The organism is Bradyrhizobium sp. ORS 278 (genome assembly GCF_000026145.1).
Taxonomy (GTDB): domain Bacteria; phylum Pseudomonadota; class Alphaproteobacteria; order Rhizobiales; family Xanthobacteraceae; genus Bradyrhizobium.
The window spans coordinates 5,593,243-5,610,128 of the sequence record NC_009445.1 but is presented as its reverse complement, the minus strand read 5'-3'; the positions used below and the strand labels follow the sequence as shown (position 1 = coordinate 5,610,128).

General features: G+C 64.6%; 28 protein-coding genes. 21 read left to right on the top strand and 7 right to left on the bottom strand.

Annotation, left to right across the window (positions count from 1 at the left end):
- Nucleotides 1–8 precede the first annotated feature (8 nt).
- From BRADO_RS25170 to BRADO_RS25120, 12 genes are read left to right on the top strand one after another with little or no spacing between them, the layout of a single operon-like run.
- Nucleotides 9–542, top strand: coding sequence for a hypothetical protein (locus BRADO_RS25170; RefSeq protein ID WP_012029019.1), 534 nt, complete (start codon nucleotides 9–11; stop codon nucleotides 540–542).
- On the top strand, nucleotides 535–1,308 hold the full coding sequence (locus tag BRADO_RS25165; RefSeq protein ID WP_012029018.1) for a 4Fe4S-binding leucine-rich repeat protein: 774 nt from the start codon (nucleotides 535–537) through the stop codon (nucleotides 1,306–1,308). Before BRADO_RS25170 ends, BRADO_RS25165 begins: the two co-directional genes overlap by 8 nt.
- A complete protein-coding gene (locus BRADO_RS25160) occupies nucleotides 1,305–1,628 on the top strand; it encodes a nitrogen fixation protein NifZ (protein ID WP_009032133.1) in 324 nt (107 codons plus the stop codon). The genes BRADO_RS25165 and BRADO_RS25160 overlap by 4 nt, the downstream gene beginning before the upstream one ends.
- Nucleotides 1,625–1,864: a nitrogen fixation protein NifZ gene (locus BRADO_RS25155; RefSeq protein WP_012029017.1), complete on the top strand. Its 240-nt coding sequence runs from the start codon at nucleotides 1,625–1,627 to the stop codon at nucleotides 1,862–1,864. The genes BRADO_RS25160 and BRADO_RS25155 overlap by 4 nt, the downstream gene beginning before the upstream one ends.
- Before the next feature lie 15 nt (nucleotides 1,865–1,879).
- Nucleotides 1,880–2,236 (top strand): DUF3024 domain-containing protein, encoded by a 357-nt coding sequence (locus BRADO_RS25150; protein ID WP_012029016.1) that lies wholly within the window; start codon nucleotides 1,880–1,882, stop codon nucleotides 2,234–2,236.
- Nucleotides 2,237–2,253: 17 nt separating this feature from the next.
- Nucleotides 2,254–2,514 carry a hypothetical protein gene (locus BRADO_RS25145; RefSeq protein ID WP_012029015.1) on the top strand — a complete coding sequence of 87 codons (261 nt, stop codon included), beginning with the start codon at nucleotides 2,254–2,256 and terminating at the stop codon, nucleotides 2,512–2,514.
- Nucleotides 2,514–3,728 carry a DegT/DnrJ/EryC1/StrS aminotransferase family protein gene (locus BRADO_RS25140; RefSeq protein ID WP_041757722.1) on the top strand — a complete coding sequence of 405 codons (1,215 nt, stop codon included), beginning with the start codon at nucleotides 2,514–2,516 and terminating at the stop codon, nucleotides 3,726–3,728. The genes BRADO_RS25145 and BRADO_RS25140 overlap by 1 nt, the downstream gene beginning before the upstream one ends.
- 35 nt (nucleotides 3,729–3,763) lie before the next feature.
- Nucleotides 3,764–4,072 (top strand): 2Fe-2S iron-sulfur cluster-binding protein, encoded by a 309-nt coding sequence (locus BRADO_RS25135; protein ID WP_012029013.1) that lies wholly within the window; start codon nucleotides 3,764–3,766, stop codon nucleotides 4,070–4,072.
- A gap of 12 nt (nucleotides 4,073–4,084) precedes the next feature.
- Complete coding sequence (locus BRADO_RS25130; protein ID WP_012029012.1) at nucleotides 4,085–4,291, top strand: hypothetical protein; 207 nt, start codon at nucleotides 4,085–4,087, stop codon at nucleotides 4,289–4,291.
- A gap of 38 nt (nucleotides 4,292–4,329) precedes the next feature.
- The gene (locus BRADO_RS25125) at nucleotides 4,330–4,644 is read left to right on the top strand and encodes a DUF6156 family protein (RefSeq protein WP_012029011.1); all 315 of its coding nucleotides are present in this window, start codon (nucleotides 4,330–4,332) and stop codon (nucleotides 4,642–4,644) included.
- Between the two features lie 10 nt (nucleotides 4,645–4,654).
- Nucleotides 4,655–4,822 carry a hypothetical protein gene (locus BRADO_RS35505; protein WP_012029010.1) on the top strand — a complete coding sequence of 56 codons (168 nt, stop codon included), beginning with the start codon at nucleotides 4,655–4,657 and terminating at the stop codon, nucleotides 4,820–4,822.
- 16 nt (nucleotides 4,823–4,838) lie between these two features.
- Nucleotides 4,839–5,297: a group II truncated hemoglobin gene (locus BRADO_RS25120; protein ID WP_012029009.1), complete on the top strand. Its 459-nt coding sequence runs from the start codon at nucleotides 4,839–4,841 to the stop codon at nucleotides 5,295–5,297.
- Between the two features lie 478 nt (nucleotides 5,298–5,775).
- Here the strand turns inward: BRADO_RS25120 and BRADO_RS25115 are convergent, their stop codons facing one another.
- The 5 genes from BRADO_RS25115 to BRADO_RS25095 form a co-directional block, all read right to left on the bottom strand.
- Nucleotides 5,776–7,122 carry an IS1182-like element ISBrsp2 family transposase gene (locus BRADO_RS25115; RefSeq protein ID WP_050781079.1) on the bottom strand — a complete coding sequence of 449 codons (1,347 nt, stop codon included), beginning with the start codon at nucleotides 7,120–7,122 and terminating at the stop codon, nucleotides 5,776–5,778.
- A gap of 209 nt (nucleotides 7,123–7,331) precedes the next feature.
- Complete coding sequence (locus BRADO_RS25110; protein WP_012029008.1) at nucleotides 7,332–7,574, bottom strand: hypothetical protein; 243 nt, start codon at nucleotides 7,572–7,574, stop codon at nucleotides 7,332–7,334.
- 24 nt (nucleotides 7,575–7,598) lie between these two features.
- Complete coding sequence (locus BRADO_RS25105; protein ID WP_012029007.1) at nucleotides 7,599–8,354, bottom strand: dienelactone hydrolase family protein; 756 nt, start codon at nucleotides 8,352–8,354, stop codon at nucleotides 7,599–7,601.
- Between the two features lie 36 nt (nucleotides 8,355–8,390).
- Complete coding sequence (locus tag BRADO_RS25100) at nucleotides 8,391–8,753, bottom strand: iron-sulfur cluster assembly protein (protein ID WP_012029006.1); 363 nt, start codon at nucleotides 8,751–8,753, stop codon at nucleotides 8,391–8,393.
- Nucleotides 8,754–8,847: 94 nt separating this feature from the next.
- On the bottom strand, nucleotides 8,848–9,339 hold the full coding sequence (locus BRADO_RS25095) for a lipopolysaccharide assembly protein LapB (protein WP_012029005.1): 492 nt from the start codon (nucleotides 9,337–9,339) through the stop codon (nucleotides 8,848–8,850).
- A 263-nt stretch (nucleotides 9,340–9,602) separates the two neighbouring features.
- On the opposite strand from BRADO_RS25095, the gene BRADO_RS25090 reads away from it, so the two are divergent.
- From BRADO_RS25090 to BRADO_RS25080, 3 genes are read left to right on the top strand one after another with little or no spacing between them, the layout of a single operon-like run.
- Nucleotides 9,603–9,836, top strand: a complete 234-nt coding sequence (locus BRADO_RS25090) for a BolA/IbaG family iron-sulfur metabolism protein (protein WP_006609694.1) — start codon at nucleotides 9,603–9,605, stop codon at nucleotides 9,834–9,836.
- A gap of 39 nt (nucleotides 9,837–9,875) precedes the next feature.
- The gene (gene grxD / locus BRADO_RS25085; protein ID WP_012029004.1) at nucleotides 9,876–10,205 is read left to right on the top strand and encodes a Grx4 family monothiol glutaredoxin; all 330 of its coding nucleotides are present in this window, start codon (nucleotides 9,876–9,878) and stop codon (nucleotides 10,203–10,205) included.
- Nucleotides 10,202–10,564 carry a ferredoxin gene (locus BRADO_RS25080; protein WP_012029003.1) on the top strand — a complete coding sequence of 121 codons (363 nt, stop codon included), beginning with the start codon at nucleotides 10,202–10,204 and terminating at the stop codon, nucleotides 10,562–10,564. Before grxD ends, BRADO_RS25080 begins: the two co-directional genes overlap by 4 nt.
- 18 nt (nucleotides 10,565–10,582) lie before the next feature.
- Here BRADO_RS25080 and BRADO_RS25075 read toward each other — a convergent pair whose 3' ends face one another.
- Entirely contained in the window at nucleotides 10,583–10,999 is a 417-nt protein-coding gene (locus BRADO_RS25075) for an ArsC/Spx/MgsR family protein (protein WP_012029002.1), read from the bottom strand.
- 1 nt (nucleotide 11,000) lies between these two features.
- Nucleotides 11,001–11,432: a response regulator transcription factor gene (locus BRADO_RS25070; RefSeq protein WP_041756928.1), complete on the bottom strand. Its 432-nt coding sequence runs from the start codon at nucleotides 11,430–11,432 to the stop codon at nucleotides 11,001–11,003.
- Nucleotides 11,433–11,850: 418 nt separating this feature from the next.
- Between BRADO_RS25070 and nifH the strand changes: the two genes are divergently transcribed.
- The 6 genes from nifH (at nucleotide 11,851) to nifW (ending at nucleotide 16,661) form a co-directional block, all read left to right on the top strand.
- Complete coding sequence (nifH, locus tag BRADO_RS25065; RefSeq protein ID WP_006609699.1) at nucleotides 11,851–12,738, top strand: nitrogenase iron protein; 888 nt, start codon at nucleotides 11,851–11,853, stop codon at nucleotides 12,736–12,738.
- Nucleotides 12,739–12,822: 84 nt separating this feature from the next.
- The gene (locus BRADO_RS25060; protein ID WP_012028999.1) at nucleotides 12,823–13,548 is read left to right on the top strand and encodes a nitrogen fixation protein NifQ; all 726 of its coding nucleotides are present in this window, start codon (nucleotides 12,823–12,825) and stop codon (nucleotides 13,546–13,548) included.
- A gap of 18 nt (nucleotides 13,549–13,566) precedes the next feature.
- Nucleotides 13,567–14,061, top strand: coding sequence for an iron response transcriptional regulator IrrA (irrA, locus tag BRADO_RS25055; RefSeq protein WP_012028998.1), 495 nt, complete (start codon nucleotides 13,567–13,569; stop codon nucleotides 14,059–14,061).
- A 331-nt stretch (nucleotides 14,062–14,392) separates the two neighbouring features.
- Nucleotides 14,393–15,532 (top strand): homocitrate synthase, encoded by a 1,140-nt coding sequence (gene nifV / locus BRADO_RS25050; protein WP_012028997.1) that lies wholly within the window; start codon nucleotides 14,393–14,395, stop codon nucleotides 15,530–15,532.
- A 2-nt stretch (nucleotides 15,533–15,534) separates the two neighbouring features.
- The gene (cysE, locus tag BRADO_RS25045; protein ID WP_012028996.1) at nucleotides 15,535–16,326 is read left to right on the top strand and encodes a serine O-acetyltransferase; all 792 of its coding nucleotides are present in this window, start codon (nucleotides 15,535–15,537) and stop codon (nucleotides 16,324–16,326) included.
- Entirely contained in the window at nucleotides 16,323–16,661 is a 339-nt protein-coding gene (gene nifW, locus BRADO_RS25040) for a nitrogenase stabilizing/protective protein NifW (RefSeq protein ID WP_012028995.1), read from the top strand. Before cysE ends, nifW begins: the two co-directional genes overlap by 4 nt.
- Nucleotides 16,662–16,886: the final 225 nt, after the last annotated feature.

The following is a 16,886-nucleotide window of genomic DNA, read 5'->3' as shown; positions in this document are numbered from 1 at the left end:
AGCAGATCATGCCGACCGATGCCCGGCCCAACTCCCAAACTGCCATTGAGGACGCGCTGCTTGCGGACGCGCTGCTCGGTGGCGGGCTGCCGGAAGAGGCCGAGCATCAGCTGTGGCAGGCCAGTCAGAGCTATCATCTCGACGATGTCGCCGAGGCTCATCTGAAACAGGCCGAGGCGCTGGCGCCGGATCATGCGGCGGTCCTGATCGGCTTCTATCGTTTCTACTTCTACAAGGGGCGGCTCAACGACGCGCTCCGTATCGCCAAGCGCTGTCTCGCCAAGGCCGCGCTCGAAAACCATCTGCCGCCGCATTGGCGTGACGTCCGGCCGGAGCATGCCGAATTCGGCAGCTTCGACCACATGCTGCCGCGCTTCTTCATGTTCACCTTGAAGGGCTACGCCTACCTGCAGATGCGGCTCGGCAATCTCGTCGAGGGGCGGCTCGCGGTGCAGAAGCTGCTCGACCTCGATCCCACCGACAAGATCGGCGCGCGCGTGCTGCTCGAGGTCGTCGACCGGGTGGAGCTCGACGATGAGTGACGACATCGACGAAGCCATCGACTGGCAGGGCCACGAGATCAGCTGCACCGGCTGCGCCCACGAGCAGCTGAGCGCGGCCGGTGGCTGCAAGCTCCGCCACGCCTGCGTGCACGACCGCTACGCGCGGCGCATCGACCGCTTCTTCAACTGGAATCCGGCGCTCGCCAACGACTACGTCAAGCATCCGCATTTCGAGGTGCGGGCGATCGCCGCCAAGCATGCGAGCCCGTTCTACTTGCCGCCGCTGCTCGACGATCCCGAGGAGACCGTGCGCTGGAATGCGGCGCGGCGGCTGCCGAAACGGCTGGTACTGCGGCTGCGCCACGACCCACATCGCGAGGTCCGCATCCGCATCGCGACCGTGCTCGATCCCGAAGACCTGATGCCGATGATGATGGACGACGACTATTACGTCCGGCTGGTCGTCGCGCGCCGCATCGTGCCCTCAGTGCTCGGCCGCATGATGGGCGATCCCGAGGCCGAGGTCCGCCGTGTCGTCGCGCGGCGTATCCCGAGCGACTGGCTGCTCGGCATGATCAGCGATCCCGATGCGCGGGTGCGGCTGGAGATCGCCGAGCGCCTGGCGCCCGATCTGCTGACAGCGATGCGTCGGGATCCCGACTGGCGTGTGCGCCATGAGGTCGCGAGCCGCATCCCGCTCGCTGAGATCGCCGAGCTCGCGCGCGACGAAGATCCGCTGGTGCAGGAGATGGCGCGCGGCCGGCTCGACAACCGTTCGGGAGCTGCGATGGAGAAACCGGCATGAGCAACATCGTTCGTGACAGCGAGGTCGTCGAGCTGTCGGCGCCGCCATACTTCACCTTCGGCGAGAAAGTGAAGGCGAAGCGCACGATCCGGAACGACGGCACCTATGCGGGCAAGGAGATCGGCGAGATCCTCGCGAAGAAGGGCGAGATCGGCTACGTCGTCTCGATCGGCACCTTCCTGCAGCAATTCTACATCTACGGCGTCGAGTTTCTCGAAAGCGGAAACCGCGTCGGCATGAAACGCAAGGAGCTCGAATCCACTGTCCCCCGCGGGGAGGCCGAGGACGAGCTGCCGCTGCCGGGAGCGTACAGGTCATGATCGAACCGCGGATGCCGAAATACCAATGGGGCCAGCGCGTCAAGGCGCTGATCGACCTCGTCAATGACGGCTCGTTCCCGAATGCGCCGGCCGAAGCCAAGCTGGTCGGCATCGGCGACATGGGTGAGATCGTGCAGGTCGGCACCCATACCGAAGCGAACATGCCGATCTACCTCGTCGAGTTCGGCGAACAGCTCGTCGTCGGTTGTCTCGAAGAGGAGATTGTCCCGGTCTAAGGACAATGATCAGCCATGGTGGCAGCCGCGCTCAAGCCCAGCTTTGTCCTGCCCGCGCATCCCAACGAGTTGGATCGCAAGCGGATCGAGCGCGCGCTGAAGTCGCGCAAGCGTTACCGCTATGTCGAGCCGACGGTCGTGCCGGTCGATGAAGGTTATCAGGTCCGCAGTCCATGCTGCTCGCGCAACATCGACAAGGACGGCGGGGTGATCGATGTGGCGCTGCTGCGTCACGACCCCGCGAAGACGATATGGAAGCTGTTCTGGAGAGATCACGCGCAAGGGATCTGGGAGCTGCACAGTGTGCACCAGCGGTTGACGGCGGCGGTCGACGAACTGAACGCCGATCCCGAGCGGATATTCTGGCAGTAGAGAAAAGGACGGGTGACATGGCGCTTGCCGAGCAGGAACTTAATGAGATCGCGCAGGTCCTCGAGCAACCTGACGCCGGCAGCGCGGCGTTCGGCGAGCTGCGACGGCGCTTTCCGAAGCTGGTCCTGACGCGGTGCGACGCCTCGGACGTCACGGAGCCGCCGTTCCGCAGCTATCCGGCGTTCGACCTGCATCTGCTCGACGCGAGCGAGCACTGCGCGGGTGTGACCGACGATCCCTCGAAGGCCACCGGCCTGATCCTGGCCAAGCGGAGCTGATCATGAAGCCCTATCTGGTGCATGACGCCGACCGGCAGGAGCAGGACGAAGCCGAGCTGACGCCGGTCGAAGCCAGCTTCATTCCGCTGTCCGATCCGGACATCACGACGGCGGAGATCGCAGCCGTGGACGCCGCGTTGCGCTCGCCGCGGCTCTCCCACGGGCCGCTGGTCGAGGAATTCGAGGCCGCCTTCGCCGCCTATCTTGGGCGTAAATACGCCATTGCCGTTCCGAGCGGGACTCTTGGCCTTGTCCTGGTTCTGCGGGGCTTGGGAATCGGCCCTGGTGACGAGGTGATCGCGTCGTCCTATTCGTTCCGCGAGGTCGCGCATGCGATCAGCATTGTCGGCGCCAAGCCTGTGTTCGCCGATATCGACTATTATTCCGGTACGCTCGCGCCAAGCAAGATCGAGGCGCGCATCACGCCACAGACCAAGGCGATCCTGGCCGGCAACACCAATGGCCATCCGGCCAAGTGGTCGGAGCTGCAGGCGATCGCCAAGGCACACAGCCTGACGCTGCTCGAGGATTCCACCGAGGCGATCGGCTCGAAATACAAGGGCGCGCTGGTCGGCACCTTCGGCGCGGCCGCGGTGTTCGACTTCTCGCAGCCATTCGCGCTGACCTGCGGCGAAGGCGGCATGGTCGTCACCGACGACGTCGACATTGCCGTGGCCGTGCGCCGCCACCGCTCGCACCGGCTCGACGAGCGGAGCTCGGTCGTGGTCAGCGGCACGCCGTCGCATCAGGCGGTCATGAGCGACGTCACCGCGGCGCTGGGGTTGGCGCAGCTCAAGCGCATCGACGAGATCCTGGAGCGCCGCCGGCTGATCGAGCAGATCTATTACAGCCAGGTGCAATCGTTCGAGGGCATCAAGGACCCCTATGTCGGGCCAGATGTCACCGAGGTGAACTGGTTCCTCTACCAGGTGCATCTCGGGACGCGGTTCTCGAAGTCGAGCCGCGACTCGATCGTCGAGGACCTCCGCGTCGAGCAGGTCGAGGCTGTCGCCTATTCCAATCCGCTGCATCTGCAGCGGCACTATTTCGACATGGGCTACCGCCGCGGCGACTGTCTCGTGACCGAGAAGGTCGCCGATCGCGTCGTGGCCCTGCCGTTCCACGTCCATCTGACCACCGACCAGATCGCCTTCATCGTCGCGACGATGAAGGACGCCTCGGTCAACGTCGGAGCGGGCGCGGCGATCTACTGAAATAGAGCGAATCCAACCAGCAAAGGAGACTCCACATGGCAACTCTGACGGTCATGCCCTCTGGAAAGACGATCGAGGTGGGTGAGGGCACCACCATTCTTGCGGCGCTGCTCGCCGCCGACGTCGAGATCCCGCACAAGTGCGAGGGCCAGGCCAAGTGCGGCTCGTGCCACATCTTCCTGCAGGAAGGACGCAAGGGCGTGTCGAAGGTCAGCAAGCTCGAGAACGAGAAGCTCGACAGCATCGTCGGCGTCGGCTCGAAGTCGCGCCTCGCCTGCCAGGCGACAATCCTCGGCACCGAGAACGTCAAGATCGAGCTGCTCGGCTTCGGCTCGGGCCTTTAACAGGAGGATCCCATGGACAACGTCACGCTCCACGTTCGTTTTGCCCCGGATGGCACCGTCGCTGAGATCAGCGAGCGGCCGGCGACCCTGACGCCGCAGCAATGGTTCAACAAGCTCAGCGAGGCGATCGGCCTGAAGGCTTATCAGACCTTTGCCGGCGGCCGCGGCGTGTTCAAGACGACGCGCGACCAGATCGAGGCGTTGAAGACCGCAGCCTGACCTGTTGCGCCCTCAACCAGGAACGAAGCGGCGGCGCGATGACGGGTACAGGACAGGACTGCCAGTTCTTCGTCTCGTATACGGGCGTCAAGCTGCCGCTGCGGCTGGTGACGGCGATCGCGCCGGAGCAGCTGTCGAACCGCAACACGTTCATCCGCGGCTATTTCAATGCCGCGGGTGCGCTGACCGGATTCGAGAAGGTGGTCTATGGCGAGATCGAGCTGACGCACCGCTATTGCTACCATGCCAACGGAGCTCTGCGCAGTGCGGAGATCGTCATGCTCGACGAGGATCCGGTGACGTTGCATTTCGATGAGACCGGCGCTGTTGTCGCCGGTCAGGACGCTGCATGAGGGAGGCCCCGTGACCGTCGCCAAGCTGATCGAGGCTCTTGCCAGCATGCCCAAGGACGCTATCGTGCTGATGGACTCCGGCGCCGGATTGTCACGGGTCGATACGCTGGAGCTCGTGGCCGAGCAGGGGCCCGGCGCACCGGCCGAGGTGATCCTGCAGCCGAGCTTGGACGAATAGAGACGGGACTGGTTGGATGGCGGACGCAGGCACGACTGAGACTGACACATCTGCGACAGGGCCGGTGATCACGCCCTATGAGCGGATCGGCGGTGCCGCCGTGATCGATCGCCTGGTCGAGTCGTTCTACCACCGCATGGATACGCTGCCCGAGGCCAAGACGATCCGCGACATGCACGGCACGAACCTCGGACCGATCAAGGTCGTGCTGAAGCGCTATCTCTCGGAATGGCTCGGCGGCCCGAAACTGTACTCGCCCGAGAAGGGCCATCCGCGGCTGCGCCAGCGCCACATGGGATTTCCGATCGGCAACGCCGAGCGCGACGCCTGGCTGCTGTGCATGCGCGGCGCACTCGATGAGACGGTGGCGGATGTGGCGGCCCGGCAGGACGTCGACGCCGCGATGACCAAGCTCGCCGACTGGATGCGCAACCAGGCCGGCAATCCGCATGACGCGCGGGCTGCGCCGCCGTGAGTTCGGGTCACCGTCTCAGTCGTCATTGCAAGGAATCGAAGGCGACGAAGCGATCCAGAGTGCGGGACTCTGGATCGCCTAGCTACGCCGCTGTGCTTGCAATGACGATGGTCGACAGTGTCGCCCCGCCACGGCGTCATCGCTCGGCTTGACCGGGCGGTCCAGTACGCCGCGGCGTCCGTGAGTCCACCGAGAGGCCGCGGCATACTGGATGCCCGCCTGCGCGGGCATGACAGCGAAGCGTCAATCATAGTCGTCATCGCGAACGTCAGCGAAGCGATCCAGGGGCAACACAGAGGGTGTGCAGTTTAGCCCCTGCTTCGCTCGCAATGACGGAGATACGAGGCGTAGAGCTTGTGAGCCAATTTGAGTTCAGGGCTGAGTTTGCGACGAGGGGCTGTCGCCGCGGGATAGCCGTTGTGGGCGGCTCTGTGCGGCGGATTGTCCCGGAGGATCCCTCGGATGCCGCTCCCGGCGACTATGATGCTGCTTTTTGACAGGCGATGAGGTGCAATCCTTGCAGAAGGTTGTTGGTGAACGCGTACCAGCTCACGACGGCGCGAACCTTGTCGATGCCGCGTACCGTCACTTGCCGGAGGTCCCAGTTGCGCCAGCGGGCGTGGATGCATTCGCACAGCGAGCGGAGCTGATACTGAGCCTTGCCGGCTTCGCTCGCCATGCGCGCTCGCCAGGCCGCCACACCAGGGCCATCGGTATCTCGGGGCAGATAAGGATCAACACCGCTTTTTTGCGAGCGCGGCGGACAGTAGATCTCGATGTTCTGGCCATGCGCCCATTCGATGTCGTCGCCACGGCAGTATCCGCCATCGACGAGGTAGCGCCTGGGCAGGCGTTGCAGCTTGTCGCGCAGCCGCTCCAGCATCGGTCGCATCAGGCCGCCGTCTGATCCGTTGTTGTCGATGTCGATTGCGACCACGATCATCGCAGCTGCAGCGCTGACGACCTGCACGTTGTAGGCGGGACGGAAGCCGGCATCGGCCATCTTCATCCGCCGCGCCTGCGGATCGGTGGTGGAGGCCCGAGGCTCCTTCGGCTTCTTGCCGTTACCGCCTTTTTCCTCGAGCTTCTGGCGCTTGCGCTTGATCTCCTCCAGCGCCGCCTGCGCCGCTTCGACCTTCTGTTTATGCTCGCGTGCGGCGCGCTCACGCGCCGCGCGGATGCGCCGGTTGCTGGCTTCTGGATCTGCATCGACTTCCCGCTTGAGCTCTTCCACCACCTCCGTTGCTTCCGCCAGCTTCTGCTGCAGCCTCGCTTCGCGCCGGAACGAGCTGGCCCCCGCATTGGCGCGGATCCGCACCCCGTCCTGTGCCAGCGTATCGAGATCGACCAGCCCGGCCTCGCTCAACGCCGCCAGATGTTCGCTCATCAGGCGGTCGAGCACATCGGCACAGCCGACGCGGAAGTCCGATAGCGTGTGATAGTTCAGCGATACCCCGCCACACAGCCAGCGATAGGCATCATGGCTCTCGCACAGGCGATCCAGCGCCCGAGCACTGCCGACGCCGTCGCTGGTGGCATAGAGCCAGAGCGCCAGCAAAAGGCGTGGCGACGGTGCCGGATGACCAGGCCTGTTCTCCCGCGCCTTCACTCGGTCTTCCAACTCGCTCAGGTCGAGCGTCTCGACATAGGTCCAGATCATCCGCGCCGGATGATCCTGCCCGATCAGGCTGTCGATATCGACCGCGCGCAGCTCGACCTGGTTGCGCTCCGGAACCCGCAGACGAGGCGCACCCTTCGGAAGCTCCCGCGCTTTGGGACCCGACTGCTCCGGCAATCCATCGAAAAGCTCGTCCTTAGCCATCATGACCTCCAGCAAACCGCTCCGCTCAGAGAATCATAGTCAGCGAGAATAGGCATCGAAAGATTCACAGCCTCGTAGGGTGGGCAAAGCGAAGCGTGCCCACCGGCCGCTAGATCCCCAGATACCGCCGTTGGAATGGTGGGCACGGCGGACATCGAGCTGTGCTAAATCGCCGCCGCCGGTGGCGCCTTTGCCCACCCTACGGGCCTCAACTAATATAACGGCACCCCGAAGAAGTTCTCATCATCGCCGCCCCAGGCGCGGTGCAAGGCCAGCGCGTTCTGCCAGTGCGCCATCTCGGTCTCGCTGGCGTTGCGGTGGGTGATCTTGCCCTCGGGCATCTCCGCCAGCAGATAGGTCTTGCCGTTGCGGATGAAGCGGTTGAGGTCCTTGGTGTCGTTGGGCCGCACCACGCAGCGCGGCCGCTCGTCGATCAGGATGGTGGTCGGCAGCATCTCGGCGCTCACTGCAACGGATGATCAATCAGCCGGAGGTCCCATGTCGTCATCGGCCTTTTTCTTTTTTTTCTTGTCGACCTTGGCGAGCGCATAGGCGCCGGCGTTCTTCAGCGTGATCGGCGGCTGGCCGACGACGTATTGCGAGATCCAGGCGAGCGTCCTCTCCTGGGCGAGCGCGGTGGCCGTTTCGTCATACGTCGCGCCCTCGGCGTCGAAGTCGTGGGCGGCATTCGGATAGGAGAAGGCGCTGACTTCGGGATGATGGGCGCGGAACATGTTCACGGCTGGAAACGGCACGACCGGATCGGCTTCGCCGAAGTGCAGCAGCGTCGGCACCTTGCGCTTGGCGCCGGCGGCGTCGACCACGCCGGTCGCGTAGTAGCTCACGGCGCAGGCAAGCCCGGACACACGGTTCGCGGCGCTGTAGGCGAGCCCGCCGCCGGCGCCATAGCCGACCACGGCCACCTTGCCGCAGTTCTTGACGCTGTCGACGGTGGACTGGATTTCGGCGAGCAGAGGAGCGACCGGATCCTGTGTGGCGGCCGGCGGCTCGCCGTCTGCTTTGGGCTCAACGGTTGCTGGCGGTGACAGCTCCGGCGCAATGACGACATAGCCGCTCGCGGCGAAGGCGTCGGCGACCTTGCGGATCTTGCTGCTGCCATTGCCGTCCGGCAGCACGACGATGGCACCTTTGGGCGTGTCGGCCGGATCGGCCCGGAACGCCTGGAACGTATGCCCGTCATTGGCGGTGAGCTTGATGGTGCTCTCGGTAGCCATGTGATGCTCCTGCGTCGTTGGCGCGGTTTGCGTGCGTTACAACAAGCCCAGCTCCAGGGCGGTCTCTTCCGACATCCGCGACTTGTCCCACGGCGGCTCGAACACCAGGGTGACCTTGACCGAGACGACGCCGTCGACGGCCTGCACGGCGTCCTCCACCATGCGGACGATCTCGCTCGCGACCGGGCATCCCGGAGCTGTGAGCGTCATGTCGATCTCAACCGCGCCGCCGCCTTCATGCGCGATGCGATAGACCAGGCCGAGGTCGTAGACGTTCACCGGAATTTCCGGGTCGTACACCGTCCGCAGTGCGGCGATCACGCTCTCGGCGGCATCCTGGGAGCCGGTCGCCAGCGCGTTCGGCGACGGGGAGGGAGGGGCAGCGGCGTGCATGCTCATCATGCGTTGGGTCCTCTCATGGTCCTGGTTCGCACCGGGGGATGGTCGTTCGAAGTCGTGTCGAGATTGCGCTGAAGATGCTGCATGGCAAGCCTCACTCCGCGCCCAGTCCGTCGGCGAGCGCGGCCACGACCGGCCACCCGACGGCGCCGGACGGATCGAGCTGGCGCAGCGCGGCCAGCATCTCGACCGCGCTCTCCGGATCGTTCTTGCGCAGATGGATGAAGGCCAGCGCCTTCAACGTGTAGAGGGCGAAGCGGCCGGCGCCATCGGGCAGCGGATCATGCGGCGCCCATTGACGCCAATCCGACGACCAGCCGGCCTGGCGCGCAGCCTCGATGAGGCCGAGCTCGGCAACTGCCTTGGCTTCGTCGAGGTGGCCTTGATAAGTGTGGATCTTATAGAGGCAGAAATAGGTCGGCAGCTCCTGCGGTGCGGCAGCCAGCGCCTGGCGAAACAGCCGGTCGGCGCGCGCGTGATCGCGGCGATAGGCCGCCACGCCCTGCTGCAGCAGCGCGTCGATCTCCTCGGGAAGATCGCCGAAGTTGATCGTGTCGGGTTCGCTGACCAGTTCGAGCATCTGCATTGACCTCGATCAAATCATTGCAAGACGCGGACCGTTTTTGCGGTGGTGCAGCAGAGGCTGTCATCGCCGCGAAGTCGGCCAAAACGTGCGGGCCTGTTGGATTTTGAACGCCAGATCTGGGTCGCATTGTTGTCCTTGTCGCAAAGCCGACGCGACCATCGTCAATTCGGTGCCTGCGCAGAGGCGGCACGGCATTCGTGACCTGCAAATGGCTGGTTCGGAGCTTGCATGACACTGTCATCAATCCAGCGGGAGACACAGCGATGGCGATGGCAGCAACTGATATCGAACGTCTGATCAAGGAGGCGTTCCCGGATGCAGTCGTCGTGATCGAGGATCTGGCCGGTGATGGCGACCATTATTCAGCGCGCGTCACCTCGCAGGCTTTTGCCGGAAAGAGCCGGGTGCAGCAGCATCAGATGGTCTATTCGGCCCTCAAGGGCCAGATGGGCGGCGTGCTGCATGCGCTGGCGCTCGAGACGTCATTGCCGAAATGATCGCTGCCGCGACACCTCCAGGGACGAAAGGATAAAACAATGTCGACATCCGAACGTATTCAGAAGCTGATCGACAGCAATGACATCGTTCTCTTCATGAAGGGCGTGCCGGCGGCGCCGCAATGCGGCTTCTCCGCCGCCGTGGCGCAGATCCTGGCCAAGCTCGAGGTGCCGTATGAGAGCGTCAACGTGCTGGCCGATCCCTTCATTCGTGAGGGCATCAAGGAATTCTCCAACTGGCCGACTATTCCCCAGCTCTATGTGAAGGGCGAATTCGTCGGCGGCTGCGACATCGTGCGCGAGATGTTCCAGGCCGGCGAGCTCGCGACGTTGCTGGCCGACAAGGGCATCAAGGCGTCCGCATCATGAGTGATGGTGGTGTCGCGGAGGCGGAAGACGAGTTCGAGATTCCGCAGCTCTACAAATATCACGCCTTCGTCTGCCTGACGCAGCGGCCGCCCGGCCATCCACGCGGCAGCTGCGGCGCGCTCGGCGTGCAGCCCTTGTGGGACCGGCTGACCAAGACCATCGAGGCGCAGCGGCTGACGGATGTCGGCGTCACCGCCGCCGGCTGCTTCGGCTTCTGCAGCGCCGGGCCGATGATGGTGGTCTATCCCGACGGCATCTGGTATCGGCCGACCAAGCCGGAGGATATCGACGAGATCGTCGAATCCCACTTCAAGCAGGGCAAGCGCGTCGACCGTCTGGTGATGGTGCTGAAGCGCTGAAACCTGGACCGGAGCCGCTCAGCGCGGCTCCGGGCAGGGCGACGCTTCGGGCCGCGTGCAGCCCTGGACGTCGTCGAGATCATCCTCCCGCTGCAGCAGCGACAGCACTGGCTCGCGGTCGAAGCCCGCGCAGCACTGGCCGCCGGCCTCGATCAGCGGACGGCGGATCAGCAGCGGATCCTCCAGCATCAGGTCGATCGCCGCGACGGCCTCGATCGCCTCCGGCTCGATCTCGCCTGACTTCACGCGCGGCGAGGCCGGGTTGAACCAGGACCACACCGGCGTCCCAGCGAAGTAGGCGCGCAGCCGCTCGCCGGTCCACGGTTCGGTCAGCAGATTCCTGGCCTCGACCTCATGGCCGGCGCGCGTCAGCATCAGCTTCTGCCGGGCGTTGGTGCCGCAGCCCGGCTTTTCGTAGAACACGACGGTGGTCACGTCAAAGCCCGCCGAGTTGGACCAGCTGCGCGCCGCCGGCGCGGCCGAGGATGGTGTCGACCTTCTTGCGCACCGACTCGATCGTCAGCGGCTTGACCACCGCGCCATGCGCGCCCGCCTTCAGTCCTTCGATGGCGATCGCCTCGTCGGCCTTCGCCGTCACGATCAGAATGCGGACGCCCTTGAATTTGGCGGCAATCTCTCGCACCAGCTCGGGCCCACGCTGCTTGAGAAAGGAGACGCCCAGCAACACCACGTTCGGCGCCAGCCAGTCGACGCCCTTCTCATAGGCTTCTTCCGGCGTCGCCAGCTCGTGGGTCTCGATCTCATCGTGCAGCATGAACTGCAGGGCGGCGCGGGTGATCTCGTCGTCATCGATCACGAACACGCGCCGCTGGTCCACCGCTTTCGCCGTCTCCACTCCGATCTGCATCGCATCCTCCTCAAATCGCAAGATCCTTGGCCGCAAGGCTGCGATGAGGATCTAGCAAATCCCGTTCCGGCTCGGATTCCGCAGGAAAACAGCCGCTCTTGTGTCGTTTCGGACAGCGGCGCGCCGCGTCCGATCTTGCGAAGCGTTCCGATGTCGGGTTTGCAACAAGCCGCCATGATCGCGGGATTGTGCTTCATCTCCTTCAAAACATGATCGTTTTCGCTCGCCTCCGGCGCTGGCACAGCCGTTGCAAAACTCCGTTCAGGCAATGGTTGAGGGCTGAGTGCACGCCGACGCTTCGGACGAGCGATGCTCTCCTTCCCAATAACCCGTCTGCCGGTTCGGACACATGAGAGGACGCGGTCACGCCCTGCGGAGAAGCGGGCGCGGCCATAGCAATCGGTTGATGGAGAGCAGAATGGCATCCCTGCGACAAATCGCATTCTACGGCAAAGGCGGCATCGGCAAGTCGACGACGTCGCAAAACACCCTGGCCGCGCTGGCCGAGATGGGTCATCGGATCCTGATCGTCGGCTGCGACCCCAAGGCGGATTCGACCCGCCTGATCCTGCACGCCAAGGCGCAGGACACCATCCTGAGCCTGGCCGCTGCCGCGGGCAGCGTCGAGGACCTCGAGATCGAAGAGGTCATGAAGGTCGGCTATCGCGACATCCGTTGCGTCGAGTCCGGCGGTCCGGAGCCGGGCGTCGGCTGCGCCGGCCGTGGCGTGATCACCTCGATCAACTTCCTGGAAGAGAACGGCGCCTATGAGGACATCGACTACGTGTCCTACGACGTGCTCGGCGACGTGGTCTGCGGCGGCTTCGCGATGCCGATCCGCGAGAACAAAGCGCAGGAGATCTACATCGTGATGTCCGGCGAGATGATGGCGATGTATGCCGCCAACAACATCTCCAAGGGCATTCTGAAGTATGCGAACTCCGGCGGCGTGCGCCTGGGCGGCCTGGTCTGCAACGAGCGTCAGACCGACAAGGAGCTGGAGCTGGCTGAGGCTCTCGCCAAGAAGCTCGGCACCCAGCTGATCTACTTCGTGCCGCGCGACAACATCGTGCAGCACGCCGAGCTGCGCCGCATGACCGTGCTGGAATATGCGCCGGATTCCGTGCAGGCCGGCCACTACCGCAATCTGGCGACCAAGATCCACGGCAATGCCGGCAAGGGCATCATCCCGACCCCGATCACGATGGACGAGCTCGAGGACATGCTGATGGAGCACGGCATCATGAAGGCCGTGGACGAGAGCCAAGTCGGAAAGACTGCCGCCGATCTCGCCGCAACGGCTTAAGCAGTCTTGGTACCGGCCTTCCTCCCGTCGGAAGGCCGGTACCTCTTCTTCGAACTCTCATCGGCCTCGATAGGAGATCGCGCCATGACCATCGCAATCGTCGATACGTCGCATGCCGCCGCGGTGCACCTGCAAGCACCGCTCGCCTTCGAGGACGACAAGCGGCATCATGGCCGGCAGATCTACCGCCTGCTGACAGGCAACGACCCAGCCGAGGCAGTCATCGACGATGATTTCAACTTCGACCGCCATGTGATCGCATCGATCCTGGCGGTGTCGGCGATGGAGCATGGTGCGCTCGCGGAGCGCGCGGGGCTTTCGACCGTCGAGCTGATTGCGCTATTGGCGCAGCTGTTTCCTGCCGCAGCAATCGATTCCACCTGGCTGCCGATCAACGGCGCCGCGCCGGCGCCCGATGATGACGAGATCGCGATGGTGCGAGACCTGCTCGCCGCGCAGCGCTCGACCGATGGCGATATCAGCCGCTGGCTCGCGGCGATGGTCGCGCGCCGCGCGATGGAGCCGAACCATCTCTGGGAAGACCTGGGCCTGCGCGAGCGCTCCGAATTGTCGCGGCTGCTGATGCGCCATTTCGCGCCGCTGGCTAGCCGGAACGTCAGAAACATGCGCTGGAAGCGCTTCTTCTATCGCATGCTGTGCGAGGACGACGGCTTCGTGATGTGCACGACGCCGGTCTGCACCCAATGCAACGATTTCGCGCTCTGCTTCGGCGAGGAGAGCGGCGAGAGCCGGATGGCGGAGCGGCGCCGCGAGGTGGCGCTGCAGGAGGCGGCCAGCGCCGCACAGTGAGTTCGAGGAACTGCGACGATGTTGATGGACCCCCAGCTCGGATCCCCCTGCAACTCCGACCACGGACGCTGTCCCGAAGCGGAGACCTGCAAGGCTGGCGAGGCCCTGATGCGCCGTTGCGAGGACGCGCTGCGGCTGGCCGGGTTGCGCCCGACCCAGCAGCGCCAGCAATTGAGCCGCATCCTGTTCGGCAATGGCAACCGTCACATCACCGCAGACGTGCTCTATGCCGAGGCGGTCGCCACCGGCCTGAAGATCTCGCAGGCCACCATCTACAACACGCTCAATCAGTTCGTGGAGCTGGGCCTGCTGCGCCAGATCGGCGTCGACGGCTCCCGCTCGTTCTTCGACACCAACACCACGGTGCATCCGCACTTCTTCTACGAGGACGAGGGCGAGCTCGTCGACGTGCCCGATGTGGTCGCGTTCGAGCAACTGCCCGAGCCGCTGCCGGGCTATGCGATGGAGCGGATCGATGTCGTCATTCACCTGCGCCGCGCGCGCCAGGGCTGACGGGGCAAGCCTCCGTCTGGGCGCAGATCTCTCCATCTCCGCCACGTCCGATTCCCGACCCTGTTGCAAATCCGACAATCTCGGCTTTCCGAAAAAGCCGTTTGCATTCAAGCAAATAGCATGGTGCTTGGCCCTGGCATGGCCGTTGCTGAGTGACTGACAGGCCTCAGACTGAGCGAACAGCTCTGGCGGTCGACACAGGTTGCGACGGAGCAAGTGAATGCCTGACGTCTTCGGACCACGCGAGCCCAAGAATGTCAGCAGGAATGGCCGGGAGGCCGGCTCTGCGCTCGGGAGCAAGGGTCTTGTGCGTTCCACGTCCGGGAGCCCGATGCGCCGGGTTATCCTGAACGACACCACGCTTCGCGACGGCGAGCAGGCCCCGGGCGTCGCTTTCGCCCTTACCGAGAAGGTCGCGATCGCCCGCGCGCTGGCGCGGGCCGGCGTTCCCGAGATCGAAGCCGGCACGCCCGCGATGGGGGCCGACGAGATCGCCGCGATCAGGGCAATCGTCGAGGCCGGTCTGCCGGCGACCATCATCGGCTGGTGCCGGATGCGCGAGGCGGATGTCGATGCCGCCGTCGCAGCCGGTGTGTCGATGGTCAATGTCTCCATTCCGACGTCGGATGTTCAGATCGCAGCCAAGCTCGGCGGTGGCCGCAGCGTCGCGCTGGAATTGCTCAAGCGCGTTGTCAGCTATGCAAAGAGCCGGGGATTGGACGTTGCCGTCGGCGGCGAGGATTCCTCGCGCGCGGACGTCGGCTTCCTGGCGGAAGTGATTGCGACCGCAAAGGCGCTCGGCGCGCGGCGCTTCCGTGTCGCCGATACCCTGAGCGTGCTCGATCCCGACGCGACATCGGCGCTGGTCGGAGCCTTGCGCGCGACGACCGACCTGGAGATCGAATTTCACGGCCACGATGATCTCGGCCTTGCCACCGCCAACACGCTCGCCGCCGTGAAGGCCGGCGCGACGCATGCGTCGGTCACGGTGATCGGCCTCGGCGAGCGCGCCGGCAATGCGCCGCTGGAGGAGGTGGCGGTCGCGTTGCGGCAGCTCTACCGTCGCGAGACCGGCATCGTGCTCGCCGAGCTCGATCATGTCGCCAATGTCGTCGCAGCCGCTGCGGCGCGCGCGATCCCGCTCAACAAGGCGATCGTTGGCGAGCATGTCTTCACCCACGAGTCCGGTATTCACGTCGATGGCCTGCTCAAGGATCAGCGCACCTACCAGGCGCTCGATCCCATGCTGTTCGGCCGTTCCAACCGGATCGTGATCGGCAAGCATTCCGGTCTCTCGGCGATCACCTCGCTGCTGTCCGACCTGCGTCTGCCGGCGAGCGCCGACCAGGCGCAACGCATCCTCGCGCGCGTGCGCAAGCATGCGGTCGCGCACAAGGGTCCTGTGCCGAAGGAAGCCGTTGCCGCCATCTGGCGCGAAGTTTGTGATCACCCGCATGCGAGCTTTGCCTGATCATGACCGACATCATGGATAACCCGATTGCCAAGAGCGCTGCCGCCGACGCGAGCCCGCCGTCGCTGTTCCGCCTCATCCGCGAGGACATCGGCTGCGTCCGATCGCGCGACCCGGCCGCGCGCAGCGAGATCGAGACCTTGCTGACCTATCCCGGAATTCACGCGCTGATCTGGCACCGTCTCGCGCATCGCTTCTGGATCAGCGGCTGGCGGTTTCCGGCGCGGCTCTTGTCATGGCTTGGACGCTTCCTGTCGAACGTCGACATTCACCCCGGCGCCCAGATCGGCCGGCGCTTCTTCATCGACCACGGCGCCTGCGTCGTGATCGGCGAGACAGCCGAGGTCGGCGACGATGTCACGCTGTATCACGGCGTCACGCTGGGCGGCACGTCGTGGTCGCCGGGCAAGCGGCATCCAACACTCGAGAACGGCGTCGTCGTCGGGGCCGGTGCCAAGATCCTCGGGCCGATCACGATCGGGCCGCGCACCCGCGTCGGCGCCAACTCCGTCGTCATCCAGAGCACGCCGCCTGATGTCACCGTGGTCGGCATCCCCGCCAAGGTGGTGCGGCCGGAGTTCACGCACCGCCGCACCGTCGGCCGCATCGATCTCGATCATCACCTGATGCCTGATCCGGTCGGCGAGGCGTTGTCGGTGATGCTCGACCGTATCGAGTTCCTCGAAGCGCAGCTCGCGCATGTCCGCCAGAAGGTGCGCCAGGGACCGCCGCCGCCGGCGCCGATCAATGGATGCGAGGTTGACCCGACTTTGACTCAAGGAGCGAAGCAATGAGTGCGGCAACACCGAATGTGCTCGAACAACTGAAGCAGACGTCGGCGGCGGAAGAGTTCTTCAAGCTGCTCGGCGTCGACTACGATCCCAAGGTGCTGAACGTCTGCCGTCTGCACATCCTCAGGCGGATGGGGCAGTACCTCGTCAGCGAGGATTTCTCGGACGTTCCCAATGAGGAGATCGCAACGCGGTGCAAATCGTTCCTGGAGCAGGCCTATCAGGACTTCCTCGTGTCGACGCCGCTCGACCAGCGCGTCTTCAAGGTGCTCAAGGAAGCCGTTGCGCCGCCGAAGCCTGCACCAAAACCGTTCGTGTCGCTGACGACGCTGAAGTAACAGACGAACTCCTCTCGATATCCGCAAGCGCCGCCGGTCCTGCCGGCGGCGCTGTTGTTTGTGAGCGAGCGCAGCGAATTGACGTTCTGTCGTATTCCCGACGCGTGCTGCTTGCGACGTGTCGGACCTCTGCATGAACTCTAAGCAGAATTTCAGGTGCCTGGCGCAAGGCGTTGAATCGACGATGATAATCATCGTGCTCGAAACTGGTACGACAATTGCTGA

Coding starts and splice junctions, on each gene's coding strand:
- cysE (WP_012028996.1), top strand. CDS start 15,535: ATGACCGACATCATGGATAACCCGATTGCCAAGAGCGCTGCCGCCGAC.
- BRADO_RS25135 (WP_012029013.1), top strand. CDS start 3,764: ATGGCAACTCTGACGGTCATGCCCTCTGGAAAGACGATCGAGGTGGGT.
- nifH (WP_006609699.1), top strand. CDS start 11,851: ATGGCATCCCTGCGACAAATCGCATTCTACGGCAAAGGCGGCATCGGC.
- BRADO_RS25115 (WP_050781079.1), bottom strand. CDS start 7,122: ATGATGGCTAAGGACGAGCTTTTCGATGGATTGCCGGAGCAGTCGGGT.
- BRADO_RS25150 (WP_012029016.1), top strand. CDS start 1,880: ATGGTGGCAGCCGCGCTCAAGCCCAGCTTTGTCCTGCCCGCGCATCCC.
- nifV (WP_012028997.1), top strand. CDS start 14,393: ATGCGCCGGGTTATCCTGAACGACACCACGCTTCGCGACGGCGAGCAG.
- BRADO_RS25145 (WP_012029015.1), top strand. CDS start 2,254: ATGGCGCTTGCCGAGCAGGAACTTAATGAGATCGCGCAGGTCCTCGAG.
- BRADO_RS25060 (WP_012028999.1), top strand. CDS start 12,823: ATGACCATCGCAATCGTCGATACGTCGCATGCCGCCGCGGTGCACCTG.
- BRADO_RS25160 (WP_009032133.1), top strand. CDS start 1,305: ATGAGCAACATCGTTCGTGACAGCGAGGTCGTCGAGCTGTCGGCGCCG.
- BRADO_RS25070 (WP_041756928.1), bottom strand. CDS start 11,432: ATGCAGATCGGAGTGGAGACGGCGAAAGCGGTGGACCAGCGGCGCGTG.
- BRADO_RS25105 (WP_012029007.1), bottom strand. CDS start 8,354: ATGGCTACCGAGAGCACCATCAAGCTCACCGCCAATGACGGGCATACG.
- BRADO_RS25080 (WP_012029003.1), top strand. CDS start 10,202: ATGAGTGATGGTGGTGTCGCGGAGGCGGAAGACGAGTTCGAGATTCCG.
- BRADO_RS25165 (WP_012029018.1), top strand. CDS start 535: ATGAGTGACGACATCGACGAAGCCATCGACTGGCAGGGCCACGAGATC.
- BRADO_RS25090 (WP_006609694.1), top strand. CDS start 9,603: ATGGCGATGGCAGCAACTGATATCGAACGTCTGATCAAGGAGGCGTTC.
- BRADO_RS25095 (WP_012029005.1), bottom strand. CDS start 9,339: ATGCAGATGCTCGAACTGGTCAGCGAACCCGACACGATCAACTTCGGC.
- BRADO_RS25110 (WP_012029008.1), bottom strand. CDS start 7,574: ATGCTGCCGACCACCATCCTGATCGACGAGCGGCCGCGCTGCGTGGTG.
- BRADO_RS25130 (WP_012029012.1), top strand. CDS start 4,085: ATGGACAACGTCACGCTCCACGTTCGTTTTGCCCCGGATGGCACCGTC.
- nifW (WP_012028995.1), top strand. CDS start 16,323: ATGAGTGCGGCAACACCGAATGTGCTCGAACAACTGAAGCAGACGTCG.
- irrA (WP_012028998.1), top strand. CDS start 13,567: ATGTTGATGGACCCCCAGCTCGGATCCCCCTGCAACTCCGACCACGGA.
- BRADO_RS25120 (WP_012029009.1), top strand. CDS start 4,839: ATGGCGGACGCAGGCACGACTGAGACTGACACATCTGCGACAGGGCCG.
- BRADO_RS25155 (WP_012029017.1), top strand. CDS start 1,625: ATGATCGAACCGCGGATGCCGAAATACCAATGGGGCCAGCGCGTCAAG.
- grxD (WP_012029004.1), top strand. CDS start 9,876: ATGTCGACATCCGAACGTATTCAGAAGCTGATCGACAGCAATGACATC.
- BRADO_RS25170 (WP_012029019.1), top strand. CDS start 9: ATGCCGACCGATGCCCGGCCCAACTCCCAAACTGCCATTGAGGACGCG.
- BRADO_RS25100 (WP_012029006.1), bottom strand. CDS start 8,753: ATGAGCATGCACGCCGCTGCCCCTCCCTCCCCGTCGCCGAACGCGCTG.
- BRADO_RS25125 (WP_012029011.1), top strand. CDS start 4,330: ATGACGGGTACAGGACAGGACTGCCAGTTCTTCGTCTCGTATACGGGC.